At 47.8% G+C, this 15,574-nt stretch carries 14 protein-coding genes; 9 read left to right on the plus strand and 5 right to left on the minus strand.

Annotated features, from left to right (window positions below; all coding sequences use genetic code 11):
* Window position 1: 1 nt before the first annotated feature.
* Window positions 2-757: a LytR/AlgR family response regulator transcription factor gene (locus HZF10_RS00230; protein ID WP_176004150.1), complete on the plus strand. Its 756-nt coding sequence runs from the start codon at window positions 2-4 to the stop codon at window positions 755-757.
* 60 nt (window positions 758-817) lie between these two features.
* Window positions 818-1,291: a hypothetical protein gene (locus HZF10_RS00235; protein ID WP_176004151.1), complete on the plus strand. Its 474-nt coding sequence runs from the start codon at window positions 818-820 to the stop codon at window positions 1,289-1,291.
* On the opposite strand, the gene HZF10_RS00240 is transcribed toward HZF10_RS00235, so the two are convergent.
* Genes HZF10_RS00240 through HZF10_RS00250 form a run of 3 tightly spaced genes read right to left on the minus strand, consistent with a single transcriptional unit; the run spans window position 1,292 to window position 3,796 of the window.
* Window positions 1,292-1,681, minus strand: coding sequence for a hypothetical protein (locus tag HZF10_RS00240; RefSeq protein WP_176004152.1), 390 nt, complete (start codon window positions 1,679-1,681; stop codon window positions 1,292-1,294). It lies immediately after the preceding gene.
* Window position 1,682: 1 nt separating this feature from the next.
* A complete protein-coding gene (locus HZF10_RS00245) occupies window positions 1,683-2,804 on the minus strand; it encodes a GTP cyclohydrolase (protein WP_176004153.1) in 1,122 nt (373 codons plus the stop codon).
* Window positions 2,804-3,796 (minus strand): transporter, encoded by a 993-nt coding sequence (locus HZF10_RS00250; RefSeq protein WP_176004154.1) that lies wholly within the window; start codon window positions 3,794-3,796, stop codon window positions 2,804-2,806. Before HZF10_RS00250 ends, HZF10_RS00245 begins: the two co-directional genes overlap by 1 nt.
* A gap of 116 nt (window positions 3,797-3,912) precedes the next feature.
* Here HZF10_RS00250 and HZF10_RS00255 point away from each other — a divergent pair, with 116 nt between their 5' ends.
* Genes HZF10_RS00255 through HZF10_RS00275 form a run of 5 tightly spaced genes read left to right on the plus strand, consistent with a single transcriptional unit; the run spans window position 3,913 to window position 9,995 of the window.
* The gene (locus HZF10_RS00255) at window positions 3,913-4,194 is read left to right on the plus strand and encodes a DUF4834 family protein (RefSeq protein ID WP_176004155.1); all 282 of its coding nucleotides are present in this window, start codon (window positions 3,913-3,915) and stop codon (window positions 4,192-4,194) included.
* A gap of 57 nt (window positions 4,195-4,251) precedes the next feature.
* On the plus strand, window positions 4,252-6,672 hold the full coding sequence (locus HZF10_RS00260) for a YfhO family protein (RefSeq protein ID WP_176004156.1): 2,421 nt from the start codon (window positions 4,252-4,254) through the stop codon (window positions 6,670-6,672).
* Window positions 6,669-7,946 (plus strand): glycosyltransferase family 4 protein, encoded by a 1,278-nt coding sequence (locus HZF10_RS00265; RefSeq protein ID WP_176004157.1) that lies wholly within the window; start codon window positions 6,669-6,671, stop codon window positions 7,944-7,946. The genes HZF10_RS00260 and HZF10_RS00265 overlap by 4 nt, the downstream gene beginning before the upstream one ends.
* Window positions 7,947-9,413 (plus strand): lipopolysaccharide biosynthesis protein, encoded by a 1,467-nt coding sequence (locus HZF10_RS00270; RefSeq protein ID WP_176004158.1) that lies wholly within the window; start codon window positions 7,947-7,949, stop codon window positions 9,411-9,413.
* A 12-nt stretch (window positions 9,414-9,425) separates the two neighbouring features.
* Window positions 9,426-9,995: a hypothetical protein gene (locus HZF10_RS00275; protein ID WP_176004159.1), complete on the plus strand. Its 570-nt coding sequence runs from the start codon at window positions 9,426-9,428 to the stop codon at window positions 9,993-9,995.
* Between the two features lie 86 nt (window positions 9,996-10,081).
* On the opposite strand, the gene HZF10_RS00280 is transcribed toward HZF10_RS00275, so the two are convergent.
* Entirely contained in the window at window positions 10,082-10,708 is a 627-nt protein-coding gene (locus HZF10_RS00280) for a hypothetical protein (protein WP_176004160.1), read from the minus strand.
* Between the two features lie 249 nt (window positions 10,709-10,957).
* Here HZF10_RS00280 and HZF10_RS00285 point away from each other — a divergent pair, with 249 nt between their 5' ends.
* Window positions 10,958-12,145, plus strand: a complete 1,188-nt coding sequence (locus HZF10_RS00285; protein ID WP_176004161.1) for a M28 family peptidase — start codon at window positions 10,958-10,960, stop codon at window positions 12,143-12,145.
* Between the two features lie 73 nt (window positions 12,146-12,218).
* Entirely contained in the window at window positions 12,219-12,686 is a 468-nt protein-coding gene (locus HZF10_RS00290) for a low affinity iron permease family protein (protein WP_176004162.1), read from the plus strand.
* A gap of 91 nt (window positions 12,687-12,777) precedes the next feature.
* Here the strand turns inward: HZF10_RS00290 and uvrA are convergent, their stop codons facing one another.
* Entirely contained in the window at window positions 12,778-15,564 is a 2,787-nt protein-coding gene (gene uvrA / locus HZF10_RS00295; RefSeq protein ID WP_176004163.1) for an excinuclease ABC subunit UvrA, read from the minus strand.
* Window positions 15,565-15,574: the final 10 nt, after the last annotated feature.

Raw genomic sequence — 15,574 nt, forward strand, 5'->3', positions numbered from 1 at the left:
CATGAAACCCATAACCGTTTTTCTCGTAGACGACGAAACCGACAGCCGCGAAGTCATGGCCGCATTGCTTTCGCGCCATTTTCCCGATTTGCGGATCGTCGGTGAAGCTTCGAATGCCGAAGACGCGTATCACGGCATACAAAAATCAAAACCCGATCTGGTTTTCCTCGACATACAAATGCCGAAAGGCGACGGTTTTTCACTGTTAAGACGATTTACAGAGATTCCGTTCGAAGTGATTTTCGTGACGAGTTTCGACCAATTTGCGATCAACGCGATCCGATTCAGCGCGCTCGATTACCTGCTCAAACCCGTAGAGATTTTCGATCTGCAGCGCGCTGTGAAACGAGCGGTTGAAGTCATCGGAAAAAAACTCGACAACAGCGTGAGGATCGTGAACCTGTTGCACGGTCTCGACGAAAAAGCCGACGCTTCGATTGCAGTACATTCGGGCGACAAAGTAAGGCTGCTGCCGACGCGCGACGTGGTTTTCATTGAAGGCGACGGACGATACAGCCACGTCAGCATGTGCAATGGCGAACGTTTCACCACGGCGATTTATCTCAAGGATTTCGAGGATTATTTCGGGGAAGCGTCTTTTTTTGTGCGTATCAGCAAAGACCGATTGCTCAACGTGAACCATATCGTATCGTATACGAAGGGCGAACCTTGCATCATACAAACCGTTACGGGTGAGGCTTTCGAAACTTCAAGAAGACGTAAGCAGGATGTATTGGCCAGGATTTCGCGAAAATGATTGGGAATTCGTTAACGGCTCGTTCCATTCAGGATGTGTACTTTTAAAAAAACATCACACATGAAAACCCAAATTTTCGTTGCGCTTGCAGCATTGTCGTTGGCTTCTTGCAGCCAGAAATCCGAAAAGACCGAAACCGCTTCCGAAAAAGACACGGTTTCAATCGAAAAACCAGAAGAAGTACAGATCAAGGAATGCTACGCGTTCGTTCAGCAAAAAGACACGATTTCGCTTTCGATCGATCAGGACGGAGCCGATGTAAAAGGCAACCTGCGTTTCAAAAACTACGAAAAGGACAGCAGCAGCGGCGAAGTGGAAGGCGAATATTCGGGCGATACGTTGAAACTCGCCTACACGTTCCAATCGGAAGGGACGACTTCCAAACGCGAAATGCGCTTTTTGAGAAGCGGGAATTCCCTGATCATGGGAATCGGTGACATGCAGGACAAAGACGGCACGTTGTCGTTCACCAAACCGCTAGCGGTAAAATACGACAAAAGCCTTGTGCTCGTAAAAACCGAATGCGCCGATTGATTACTTGGTTTTGACCATTTCCACTTCGAAAACCGCATCGGCGAAATTCGAGCTCAACCGCGCAGTGGCTTTGTTCCCGTCAACGGCTATGAATTCTACCTTGACCTCGTTTTTCGGGTCGGACGCCATTGCGTTTTGGCCTTCAAGGACTTTCCTGTTTTTGACGACATAGGTGCATTCATCGATCCAAACCACATCGTATTGGGCTTTGTAGCCGTGTTTGGCATTGGTTTCGGTCTGTATGTTGCCCTTGCGCTCGATTACGCTGACACCCGTTTCGGCGTCACCGATTTCGAACGTCCCGTCGTGGAAGTTTTTACAATCAGGTTTTTTTTGGGCGCTTGCCATTCCCGTTATCAGTAGAACGATCAGAAGCGATAAGTTTTTCATATCAAAGGTTTTTGATGAACGTCGCGCGTCGTTTGGTCACGGGCGAATTGAAGAATTTCCAGAGATTGTGGATCGCGTGGTTTTCCTCGAGTTCGGGCGTCCTCACGCAATATTTGATGCCGTTGGCTTTGAACGATCGGAAATATTCGGCCATGATCACTGCGGTAAGGCCTTTATTCTGCCAGTCCGGGTCGACACCGATCAGGTAAAACAGCACTTCGTCCGTGTGTTTTTTCGCCCACAACAGACGCAGCCAACCGAATGGCCACAAACTTCCGTCCGAATCCTTAAGCGCTTTCGAAAGCGACGGCATGCAGATGCTGAACGCGATGAGTTTGCCGTTCTCGTCCTCGATGAATTTGAGGAAATCGGGATTGACCATATCGATGTACTTGTCCTTGAAGAACTTTTTCTGCCGGTCGGAAATGCCCACGAAAGACGTCAGCTTGGCATACGAATCGTTGAACAAATCGAACATAGGGTCGATAAACGGCATGACTTCGGCAATCGTCTTCGGATTGTACACCTTGAGGTTGTAGCGTTTGCGGATCAGCGGATCGGCTTTGAGATAAGGCGCGACCTGTTCTTCGTTCGGAAACACGAACCTACTTTCGACGAATTCCTTTTCCTTGACGAATCCGAGTTGTTTGAAATGTTCGATGTAGTATTCGTGGTTGTACCAGGTGATCATCGTGCTCATCTCGTCGAATCCCATTATCAGCGCACCTACTTTGTCGAGATTCGAGAAACCCATCGGGCCTTCTATGTTGTCGAGGTTGTGTTTCTTTCCGAGTTCCTCGACTTTTTCGAGAAGCGCTTTGGTGACTTCGATATCGTCTATCACGTCGAACCAACCGAAACGCACTTTTTTCTTGTTGAGGTCGTTGACTTCGCTCCAATTGACGATGGCCGCCACACGACCTACGGCTTTCCCGTTTTTGTACGCCATGTAGAAATACGCTTCGGCATATTCGAAAACCGGATTCACGTCTTTGTCGAAAGACATGAGTTCCTCGGCGATCAACGGCGGCACCCAATACGGGTTGTTTTTATATATCGAAAACGGAAATTTGACGAATTCGGTGAGTTCCTGCTTCGTCTTTTTTTCTTGTATGGTGATCATTACGGTTGTTCAGGCGTTTCGTTCTCGATCGCGTCCTTGCGCTTTTTGTCTTTCTTGTCTTTTTCCTTCTTCTTTTTCTTGTCTTCCTTGCTCATTTCTTTTTCTTCGCCCGGAAGTCTCAAAATCACGTCTTCGTAAAGACCGTCGAATCTCCAGGAAACGCCCAATCCGGCTTGAAGTACGGAAGGCGTGTCTTTTACGTTGACTCCGAAATTCACGTCGAGCTGCAGGTTGGTTTCCAAAAGATAGGCACCGCCCGCGCGGAAAATCAAATCGCCGTAATAATCAGACTGGAAGCCTTGGTTTTCCACGAAAGCCGACCAACGATCGTTGATGCCTCGCGTCAACGTGACGACATAGCCCAATGTTTCGTAGTTCGATCCGAATTTATCCATGTAAATGTTCGACACCAACACGTAACGACCCAATTGGTTTTGGGTGATGAGCATGCCTTTGAGCGATGCGGTACGTTGATCCGTCGGCGGGAATTTATCCGACAGGTGAAGGTTCACACCCGCATATACGCCCACGGCCGGAATCAGGTTTCTCCATTTGAATTTGTGGTTCGCTTTCCAGCTGTAGAGGTTGGGTTTGCGATCCACGTAATTCTTGTTCGGATCATAAACGAGGTATTTCGCACCCAGATAAGCGGTTTTGAACCCGCTGCGCGTCTCGTCTTCTATGCCGACATCGGGATAATTGTATTTGTCGTATTGGTATTGCAGTTCGCCAATGAATTCCAACTGCTCGAAAAACGCGCCGTAACGCACGACGAGATCCGATTGCAATCCTTTGGAATCCCAACCCAGAAGGCTGTGGTCTTCCTTGACGCCCGTAAAGCCCAATTCGCCTTGCAAAATCGTCTTTCCGACCGAAAAAGCGGCCATCGATTCGCCCGGACGGTTCGAGTTGATGACATCGGTAAACTGTGCGGAAACGAAGGTTGAACAACAAATTGCGGCGGCGGAAAACAAGGATTTCAATTTAGGCATACTACAGGTTTTACTGTTTTTCAAGATTTTCAAAAGTACTGTTTTATTATTTATTTAAGAACGAATTTCGGCCGTCCTATGTTGTATTTCGTACTTTTGAAAAAAAATCCTTGATTATGGAAATGGCGAGTTTCAGCAATTTCTTGAGAACGCTGGTTTACATCATAGCTTTTTATTACATCTTGCGCTTTTTGTCGCGCCTGCTTTTCCCTATCCTCGTAAAAAAGGCGGTCGAGCATGCCCAGGACGATATGCGCCAGCAATTCGGCTCTTACCAAAACCCGAACGACAACTACCGCCGCAATGACGGAGAGGTGACCGTCGACGCTTCAAACGCCCCAAAATCAAAAGAAACCAAAAAAGTGGGCGAGTATATCGATTACGAGGAAATCGATTGATTCAGGTTCGTGCCCGTCCTTAATTTTTGACTATTTTTGGGCTGAATTTTACCAATCATGAAGCAAATCTCCAAGTATTACCCGCACTTAATCGCAATTGTCGGATTCGTGCTCGTATCCCTGATTTATTTTTATCCGGTCCTGTCGGGCAAAAAACTCTACCAGTCGGACATCGCCCAATTCACGGGTATGGCCAAGGAACAGAACGATTTTCGCGCTGCGGGAAAAGGCGAACCGTATTGGACGAATTCGTCTTTCGGAGGCATGCCGACGTACCAAATGGGTGCGAATTACCAGCACGACTACATTGGTAAACTTGACGATCTGTTGCGTTTCCTTCCGCGACCGGCCGATTATCTTTTTCTTTATTTCCTCGGGTTTTACAGCCTATTGCTCGTATTGAAAACCGATCCGCTCAAAGCGTTTTTGGGCGCGCTGGCTTTCGGATTCTCGACGTATATGATCGTGATTCTCGGTGTCGGACACAATGCCAAAGCCCATGCGATCGCATATATGCCGATGGTTGTGGCCGGCGTTTTGCTCGTCTTCAGGCGAAAATACATTACCGGCGGATTACTCACGATGATAGCTGCGGCTCTCGAAATTAACGCGAACCACTTCCAGATGACGTATTATTTGCTGTTTTTGCTGCTTGCGATCGTCGTTTATTACCTCTATAAAGCCGTCAAACAAAAGGATTTCAAACCCTTATTGGTATCGTTTGGGATTTTTGCAGGTGCGGGAATCCTCGCGGTTGGCGTGAACGCGTCCAATTTGTTGGCTACGGCCGAATATACCGATTTCAGTATCCGAGGAAAAAGCGAGCTTACGTTCAAACCCGACGGTTCGGCCAACGACACCAAATCGGCTATGGAATACGATTACATCACCGAATACAGTTACGGGATCCTTGAGAGTTTCAACCTGATCGCGCCTCGTCTTTTCGGAGGTTCTAACGGTGAAAAACTCGACGATAACAGCGCCACTTACGAATTCCTGATTTCTCAAGGCGTTCCTCAGGACCAAGCCCAACACGGAATCGACAGCATGCCGTTGTATTGGGGCGACCAGCCGTTGGTAGCGGCTCCGGCCTATATTGGCGCGGTGGTTTTCTTTCTGGCGATCCTTGCGTTTTTTGTGGACGACCGCAAAATCAAATACGCGTTTTTGGCAGGTGCGATCCTTTCGCTTTTGCTTTCATGGGGCAAGAATTTCCCGGCACTCACGAATTTCTTTATCGATTACGTGCCTTTGTACGATAAGTTTCGCGCGGTTTCCTCGATCCAGGTCGTGCTCGAGCTTTGCGTTCCGGTTTTGGCCGTGATGGGATTGCAGTCGTTTTTCGCATCCGATAAGCAAGACCGACTCAAGAAATTGTATATGGCTTCGGGTGTTTTCATCGGAATCATGGCCTTGCTGCTCGTCATAAAAGGACAATTCACTTTCGGTGGCGGAAGCGATGATATGTTGCGCCAGTCCTACGGTCCGGAGTTCGTCGACGCGCTCAAGAAAGACCGTTCGAGTTTTTATTCTGCCGATTTGTTGCGTTCGACCGTTCTTGTGCTTGCGGCAGCCGCAGCCTTGTGGTTTTTCCTCAAGAACAAGATTTCGCAGACGACCGCTTTGGTGATCGTAGGCGTGGTCATGATCGGCGACCTTTTCTTTATCGACAAGAATTATGTCGAAGCTGACGATTTCGTCGATGCGCGTTATGTCGATATGCCTTTCGAACCGACCCAAGTCGACCAAGCGATCATGCAGGACACGACGCATTACCGCGTTTTCGAGATCAATGCGATCCATAACGCGCGTACTTCGTATTTCCATAAATCGCTTTCGGGTTACAGCGCTGTGCGTCCGAGAAGGATGGAACAATTGCTCGAATACCAGATCGCGAAGAACAACCTCGAAGTGTTGAACCTTTTGAATACGAAATACGTGATCCAAACCAACGAAAAAGGTGAGGAGTTCGCAATCCCGAATCCCGATGCGAACGGCAATGCGTGGTTCGTGAAACAGGTCAATGAAGTCACGTCGGCCGATGCCGAGATGAAAGCGCTAGACAAGCTCGATTCCAAAAACGTGGCCGTGGTCAACGCAAAGGAATTCGGCAAACAGCTTTCGGCCAAAACGTTTGCGAAAGACAGCACGGCGTCGATACAAGTCGTCAAGTACGAACCGAACCATCTCAAGTACAAAACCGATAATGCGAACGCCGGATTGGCCGTATTTTCCGAAATGTATTACCCTTACGGATGGAATGCCTACGTAGATGGCAAAAAAGCTGAAATCCTACGTGCCGACTATGTATTGCGCGCCTTGTCGTTACCGGCCGGAAAACACACCGTAGAATTCAAATTCGAACCGCAAGTCGTCAGGACGGGAGGTAATATCACGCTCGGAAGTTCGGTACTTATGTTGCTTTTGGCAGCCGCAGGAATCTATTTCGAACGCAAAAAGAAGCAGGCAGCACATTGAAAAAGGTACTCATCATAACGTATTATTGGCCGCCAGCCGGAGGACCGGGTGTGCAACGCTGGCTGAAATTCGTAAAGTACCTGCCGGAATTCGGGATCGAACCAATCGTTTACATTCCCGAAAATCCGACGTATCCCATCCTAGATCAGGCATTGTCTAAAGACGTGTCGCCCAACGTCGCGATCATCAAGAGAAAAATTTTCGAACCGTATGCATTAGCCGGATTGTTCGCGAAGAACAAGGTGAAGAAAATGAGCGCCGGAATCATTCCGAACAGCCACAAACAAAGCTTTACCGAAAAAGTGGCGCTTTGGATACGCGGCAATATTTTCATACCCGATGCACGCGTGTTCTGGGCAAAACCTTCGGCGAAATTTCTCGACAAATACATACGCGAGAACGACATCGATACGATCATTACGACGGGTCCGCCTCACAGTTTGCATCTGATCGGATACAGGCTCAAAAAGAAGCTCGATTTGCATTGGGTTGCCGATTTTCGCGATCCGTGGACGACCATCGGTTACCAAAAAGACCTTAAACTTTCGACGTATTCGGAATACCGTCACAAGAAATGGGAGCGTCGCATCCTCAACGCCGCCGACCAGATCGTCGTGACAAGCGGTACGACCAAGCACGATTTTTCGCAAATCACCAAAAAGCCGATCGAAATCATCACGAACGGTTTCGATCAGGAAAAAGTGGCGTCGGTACCGTTGGACCACAAATTTTCGCTGGCGCACATCGGTTCGTTGCTTTCCGAACGCAACCCCGCTTTCCTATGGCAGGTCTTGAGCGAACTCGTAAATGAAGTTCCCGGATTCTCGGATCATTTCGAACTCAAGCTCATCGGCACGTTGAGTCCAGAGGTTTTGGAGTCGATCCATTTGTACCAACTCGACAGTTTTGTGAACAATCCGGGTTATCTGCCGCACGACGAGGCGATCAAACAGCAGAGAAGCTCACAGGTTTTGTTGCTCATAGAGATCAATTCGCTGCATACGCGAAGCATCATTCCGGGCAAGCTTTTCGAGTATATGGTTTCGGGGCGACCGATTTTGGCTTTAGGCCCGAACGGCTCGGACATTGCCGAAATCATCGAGCATACGAGTACCGGCATTTTCATCGACTACGGCGGAAAAGACGTGCTCAAACGCACCATTCTCGCGTTTTATGAATCGTATCTCGAGGGCAACCTTACGGTAGAGCCCGTTGAACTCGAGCAATATTCGCGTCGCAACCTTACGCGGAAACTTTCGGAACTCCTTCACTAGATGGGCATCGTAATCAAACAGTCGATCAGCAACACGGTCATTACCTATGTGGGTTTTGCGATAGGTGCGGCTAATACGCTGTTCATGTATCCGCATATACTGGGCAAAGATTTTTACGGATTGACGGGTTATGTGCTTTCCGCAGCCAATGTGATCATGCCGCTTATGGCGTTTGGCGTTCACAATACGCTGGTGAAATTTTTTAGCGGTTACAGGAGCGAGCAAGAAAAGGACCGTTTCCTGACCTACCTGCTTTTACTGCCGTTGCTCGTTGCCGTGCCGTTGCTCATATTGAGTTTGGTCTTTTACGAACCCGTAGCAGCTTTGCTTTCCAAAAAGAACCCGATCATTTTCGACTATTGCTGGCAAATCCCGCTGATTGGGCTTTTCATGGCATATTTTGAAATTTTCTACGCTTGGGTAAAAGTGCATCTCAAGTCGGTTTTCGGAAGTTTCGCAAGAGAAATCTTATTGCGATTACTCATCACCGCGGGGCTTTTCACCGTGTTTTTCAAATGGATTTCGGCCGGTACTTTCGTGAACCTGACGGTATTGATTTACGGTGTCATTACAATCGTTATGGGAATCAGCGCATTTAAAGTGCGTCAGTTCAAGGCCGATTTGCGCTTTCCCGAAAACAGGAAAGCGGTTTTCAATTATTCGATTTATATCATCCTTTCGGGAAGCATCGCCAATATGTTGCTCGACCTCGACAAATTCATGATGGGATTTTACATCCATATCGACAACATCGCTTTTTATAACGTGGCGATTTTCATAGCTACCGTCATTTCGGTGCCAAGTCGCGCGATGCACCAGATCGCTTATCCGATTACGGCAAAACTTATGGCCGAGGATAAGTATATCGAACTCAATGAGCTGTACAAAAAGACTTCGATTTCACTGCAATTGGTGGGCGGTTTGGTTTTTGTCGGCATTCTTGTGAATATCAAACAGGTGTATCTTTTGTTGCCCGCCGAGTATGGGCAAGGGATGTTTACAGTTTTCGTGATCGGGCTCTCGAAGTATTTGGATTTGATTTTGGGCAATAACAACGCGATCATCTTCAATTCGAAATATTACCGTGCGGTGTTGTTGCTGGGCTTGCTCCTTGCGGCTTTGATGATAGGTTTGAATATGTTCCTGATTCCCAAAATGGGAATTGACGGTGCGGCTTTGGCGACTTTGGCTTCGATCGCGCTTTACAGCCTGTCGAAATTGTTGTTCGTGGTGTTCAAGATGAAGCTGTATCCGTTTTCGAAACAGACTTTGTATTCTTTCGCGATTCTGACGGCGACCTTTTGCATGTTCTATTATTGGGATTTTCCGTTCCATCCGATCCCGAACATCGCGTTGAAATCGATTTTGGTGACGGTGTTTTTCATAGGAATCAATTATTGGCTCAGGATTTCTCCCGACGTGAATTCCGTAATCGACAAAGGATTCGCGCTATTGAGACGCAAGTGATTTATGTAACCGATGCGGAAATTCGTTTGTTGTTTGATCGTGATGGCTGCAGTTGTCGGATGCGGTACGAAAGGCGATGCTTTTAAATCTGATATCAAGCACGCATTCCTCGAATGGAAAAAATCCGAAATTTCCGAAGGCCATTATTTTGCGATGGACAGTTGCAACGGTGATTATTTCGTGCGTATGGATTCGCTAGGTCTCGAATCGTCGGATGCGCCTGGAATTCCCGACGAGGAATCGGAAATCGAATACGATTTTGCCGATTTGAATTCGGATGGGAAACAGGACGCGTTGATCACTTTCGCGCCGCGACAATGCGATGGAGGAAATGCCGCCATGTGGTCGCAAATACAGCTGTTGGCTTTGTCGCACAACAATTCGTATAAAATTGACGCCGCTTTTTTCGACGAGATCGACAGCGGAAAAGGATTTTTCCATTTGGATAGTGCGGCCACGTCTGCGGTTTTCGGCACGTACTACGAATTTGGGGAGAACGACGGACATTGCTGTCCGGGAATCGAGAAACCGATCCGCATCGATATGGGTACGAAAAAACTCGAGTTTTACAAAAAGCGGTAATCGGAAACGATTGCACAAAAAGAAAATCCTCCGGAAAACTCCGAAGGACTTTCAAAAACAAACCAACCAATCTAAACTTCAACTAACTATTTTTTCACTTCAAGCTTCGGTTCGATCTTGTCTTTCGTACCGTCTTGCTTATAGTAGTAATAATCATCATTATCGTCGTTCCATGAACTTCCGCCTTGATAGCCGCCATAGTTGCCTTGGTGTTGGCCGCTCCAAGAGTTGTTCACGCGTCCTTGTGTTCCGATGATGCGTCCGTAGCGATCGTACAAGATCTTAAGCCCGCCGACTTGCATCAACGCATAACGGTTGTAGCTCATATAAACAGAACCGATCCGTTTTACGCGTCCGCGACTGTCATAGTTCAGGAATACGTTCCCGACTCTTCTTACACGACCTTGTGCGTCGTGCTCGATACGGACAGCGCCGTTATTTGTGCCAGGCGCTCCGTATGTGGTGTTCATCTCGTTGCCGCGACGTCCTTTGCGATAGTAATACGCATCGTCTGAATTGACGGTAGGAACCGTGTTGAAATCGATCTGCCCATCGGCAAAAACAAAGAACTCGATGCCTCTTTCGCTGAACACGATCGGTTCAGCATCGGCGACGGCTACCGGATAACGCACCTCGAAATCTATTTTTTCTGAGGCTTTAACGCTGCTTCCCATTAGGAAGACTGACGCTACAAAAAGTGTAATGGTTTTCATGATCTTCAATTTTTTGGGATGCCTACTCTTTCGATTTTGGGCTTTCTCGAACGGAGGGTTATTCCGTCGACCGGTACAATTCAAGTTGCGTGCCAAAAAAAAATCCGCATGCGTCGGGAAACGTTTATAGGCGTTTGTAAATGTTTGTAAACGCTTGTTTTTCATAGGTGTAAAATCTTAAAAAATATTTTTTGTGATTGCTGTTTTGGGCTTTTGATTATATTCGCGAAGCATTTAACAAATTTGACCATGCCTCGAATTTTACGTCCGCTTTTGGGATTTGCATTGTTGTCGTTCTCGACCGTGTGCAACGCCCAATCGTTCATCTCTTTCTACAATCAGGTTGCGGGACAGGTTTCCCAGACCAACATTACCCAGACGCTTACCGAATTCGAGAATTTCGGCATCAAATACAGAGGAACTTCGGCCCAGGCCAATGCGCTTAACTGGTTGAAAGCGAAATACCAAAGCTTCGGATATTCGGCTTCGCAAATCGTGGAAGATCCTTTTTCGTATAGCGGCTCAACGTGCAAGAATCTCGTGGTGACCAAAATCGGGACGACGTATCCGAATACTTTCGTGATCATCGACGGTCATTACGATACGGTCGGCGGACCGGGCACGAACGACAACGGCAGTGGAACGGCCATTTTACTTGAGATCGCACGTTTATTGAAAGACATCCCGACCGAATATTCGATCAAGTTCATCCACTTTGCAGGAGAAGAAGACGGATTGGTTGGCAGCCAGCACTATGTAGATGCCGTAGTGAACGGCACAACTCCTAAAATGGATATCCGCGTTTTGGTCAACATAGACGAAGTGGGAGGCGTTTCGGGAGAGACAAACAATACCATCACTTGCGAGAAAGATCAAAGTAACAGTCCTTCGTCGAACAACGCGGCTTCGGCTACCAAAACGACCGAACTGGCCAATTGCATGGAACTGTATTCGGTTCTTGAAACGACAATTTCGAACGCGTACGCTTCCGATTATATGCCGTTCGAGGACAATGGCGAAATCATCACCGGATTGTATGAAACCAACGAATCGCCTTATCCGCACGGGCCAAACGACACTTTCGTGAATATGGATCCCGTGTATGTCTTCAACGTATGCCAGGGCATGACGGGAGCGGCTTTGCATTTTGCAGTGGCTTGTACGAGCTGCAGTTTGGGCGTGCAGCAACAGTCGGTCGATGCGGGTGTTTCGGTTTTCCCGAATCCGGCGAACGACGTTTTGTATGTGAACAAAGGAGATTTGGGTAATTACTCGTATGAATTGGTCAACGTTTTGGGCCAGACCGTACGCAACGGGAAATTTTCAAACCCGAATGAAACCGAAAGCATCGCGACCGATCGCCTGCAAAGCGGACTTTATGTTTTGAAGTTGCATTCCGGTGCGACGGAAATCACCAAAAAAGTTGTGATAAAATAAAAGCAAGCCTTCGAAAGAGGGCTTTTTTTATGGCGTGACGTTGCGTACATTTAAACAAATAAATCTTGAGGCCATGAACAACAAATCCAAAAAGAGAAACCAGGGAATATTCGAGGTGTTCGCCTCAAAAGTCACAAAGGCGACGGGCAGTACGGGCGCTTTTTTATTGGCCTTTTTCACCGTCATCGCGTGGGCCGTCACGGGACCGATTTTTCAGTATTCCGAAACCTGGCAGCTCGTCATCAATACGGGTACGACGATCGTGACTTTTCTTATGGTTTTCCTGATCCAGAAGTCGCAGAACAAGGATTCTATGGCGATCCAACTAAAACTTAACGAACTCGTCGCTTCGCACAAATATGCAAGCAACCGATTGATAGACGTGGAAGATTTGTCCGAGGCCGAACTTGAAGCGCTTCACCAATATTATCTCAAGCTAAGCGAGCTGTGTAAAAAAGAGGATTCGCTTTTACATACGCATTCGGTCGATGAAGCCGAAGAAGTGCATAAGGCCAAAAGCCATAAACGCCCCGAAGCATGATCACCAATCAAGCACGAAAGAATTCTTTACGGATTTAGAGAAACACAAAGCCCCGAAATAATCCGGGGCTTTTTTATCGATCATTACCGAATCAAAGTTTCTCCTTGAGGTACTTTCCGGTAATCGATTCTTTATTCTTCACGATTTCTTCGGGCGTTCCGATCGCGAGCACATAACCGCCGTTTTCACCACCTTCAGGCCCGAGATCGATGATATGGTCGGCACATTTGATCAAATCGAGGTTGTGCTCGATAACGATGATCGAATGCCCTTGATCCAATAAAGCATCGAAAGAAGCCATGAGTTTGTTGATGTCATGGAAGTGAAGACCTGTGGTCGGTTCATCGAAAACAAAAAGCGCTTTTTCCTTAGTCGCCCCTTTTACGAGGAACGATGCGAGCTTGATGCGTTGCGCTTCACCGCCCGAAAGTGTAGATGATGATTGTCCGAGTTGCACATATCCCAATCCTACGTCTTGCAAAGGCTGTAATTTCTGTACGATTTTGGTTTGTTTGTGTTCCTTGAAAAAGGCGACGGCGTCATCGATCGTCATCGTCAAAATGTCGTCTATATTCTTGCCGTTGAACGTGACTTCGAGAATTTCCTTCTTGAATCGCTTGCCGTTACAGGTTTCACAATTGAGTTGGACGTCGGCCATGAACACCATTTCCACGTTGATCGTGCCTTCGCCTTTGCAGGTTTCGCATCGGCCGCCGTCTACGTTGAACGAAAAGTGTTTCGCTTGGTAATTGCGAAGTTTCGACAGTTTTTCTTTAGCGAAAAGATCGCGTATGTCGTCGTAAGCCTTGATGTACGTGACCGGATTTGAACGCGAGCTTCTTCCGATCGGGTTCTGGTCTACATATTCGATGTGTCGGATGCGATGGTAATGCCCGCGCATTTCACTGAATTGTCCGGCTTTTTCGCCCGCGCCTTCGAGTTGTTTCTGGACTGCCGGAAACAGAATTTTTTTGACGAGCGTACTTTTTCCGCTACCCGAAACACCCGTGATTACCGTCAGGACTTCGAGCGGGAACCGCACGTCTACGTTGCGCAGGTTGTTTTCGCGGGCGCCGAGTATTTCGATGTAATTGCTCCATTTGCGGCGTGTCCTAGGTACTTTGATTTCGAGGTCGCCATTGAGGTATTTTGCCGTAAGCGATTCCGATTTGAGGATTTCGTCATAAGTACCGTACGCTACGACTTCGCCACCGTGAGTTCCGGCTTCCGGGCCTATGTCGATGATGCGGTCGGAAGCTTTCATGATATCTTCGTCGTGTTCGACCACGATGACGGTATTTCCGAGTTGTTTGAGTGAAATCAGCACGTTGATGAGCCTTTCGGTGTCTTTCGGATGCAGACCGATACTCGGTTCGTCGAGAATGTACATCGATCCGACAAGCGAGCTACCCAAAGACGTCGCCAAATTGATGCGTTGGGATTCACCGCCCGAAAGCGAGGCCGATGTGCGGTTCAACGTCAGGTAATCGAGCCCGACTTCTACAAGGAAGCTCAATCGCGAGTTGATTTCGATCAGAAGACGTTTGGCGACTTGTTTGTCGTAATCCGAAAGTTGTAGATCGGCGAAAAACGGGACAAGACGCTTCATTGGCATATCGACCAAATCTGAAATCGTCATGCCTCCGATTTTGACGTAATTCGCCTCGGGACGCAATCTTTTGCCCTTGCACGACCAGCATTTGGTTTTTCCGCGATAGCGCGACAACATCACACGGTTCTGGATTTTATAGTTTTTTTCCTCGAGTTCGCGGAAGAAATCGTTAAGTCCGGTAAAATAAGAGTTGCCTTCCCAAACAAGCGATTTCTGGGCATCGGTAAGTTCGAAAAACGGTTTGTGGATCGGGAAATCGAAACGATAGGCGTTGTTGACCAATTGGTCGCGGTACCAACCCATGCTTTCGCCTCTCCACGGATAAATCGCATTCTCGTACACCGAAAGCGAGGTATTCGGGATCACGAGTTCCTCATCGATGCCGATCACGTTGCCATAGCCCTCGCAAACCGGGCAAGCGCCATACGGATTGTTGAAGCTGAACAAATGCACGTTGGGTTCGAGGAACGTCATGTCGTCGAGCTCGAAATTGCTGCTGAATTCACGGCGTTTGTCGCCATCGGCTTCCTGAAGGTACAATTCGCCCTTGCCTTCGTAAAATGCGGTCTGGACGGCATCCGAAAGGCGGTTGTAAAAATCTTCCTCGTCTTTTACGACGATCCGGTCTATGATGAGCAGGATGTCTTTATTATCTAGGGAATGCTGGTCGATTTCGTCCAATCGCACCATATCTTTCCCGACCAAGATCCTGATGAAGCCTTGCTGCAAAAGCACTTTGAGCTTGTCTTCGAGTTCGCGTCCTTTTTCAAGATGGATAGGGGCGAGCAACAACAAACGCGTGCCTTCTTCGTATTTCTTGACGGCGTCGACGACATCGCTTACCGTATCTTTTTTGACTTCTTCGCCCGATATGGGAGAATACGTTTTGCCGATACGCGCAAACAGCAATTTAAGGTAGTCGTAAATTTCTGTAGACGTACCGACCGTAGAACGTGCATTCGTCGTATTTACCTTTTGCTCGATCGCGATGGCCGGTGCGATTCCTTTGATGTATTCTACTTTGGGTTTGTCGAGACGGCCCAGGAACTGACGCGCATACGACGACAAACTCTCCACATAACGGCGTTGTCCTTCGGCGTATAAAGTATCGAATGCCAGACTCGATTTGCCCGAGCCCGAAAGTCCGGTGATCACGACGAGTTCGTTTCTTGGTATCGCAACGCTCAAATCCTTCAGGTTGTGGATTTGGGCGCCTTTTATGATGATGTTTTTTTTGGGTTCTAACGTGCTGAAATCGGGCTGCATAGTGGCTGTG

Origin of the sequence: Flavobacterium agri (assembly GCF_013401995.1) — a bacterium.
Lineage (GTDB): Bacteria > Bacteroidota > Bacteroidia > Flavobacteriales > Flavobacteriaceae > Flavobacterium > Flavobacterium agri.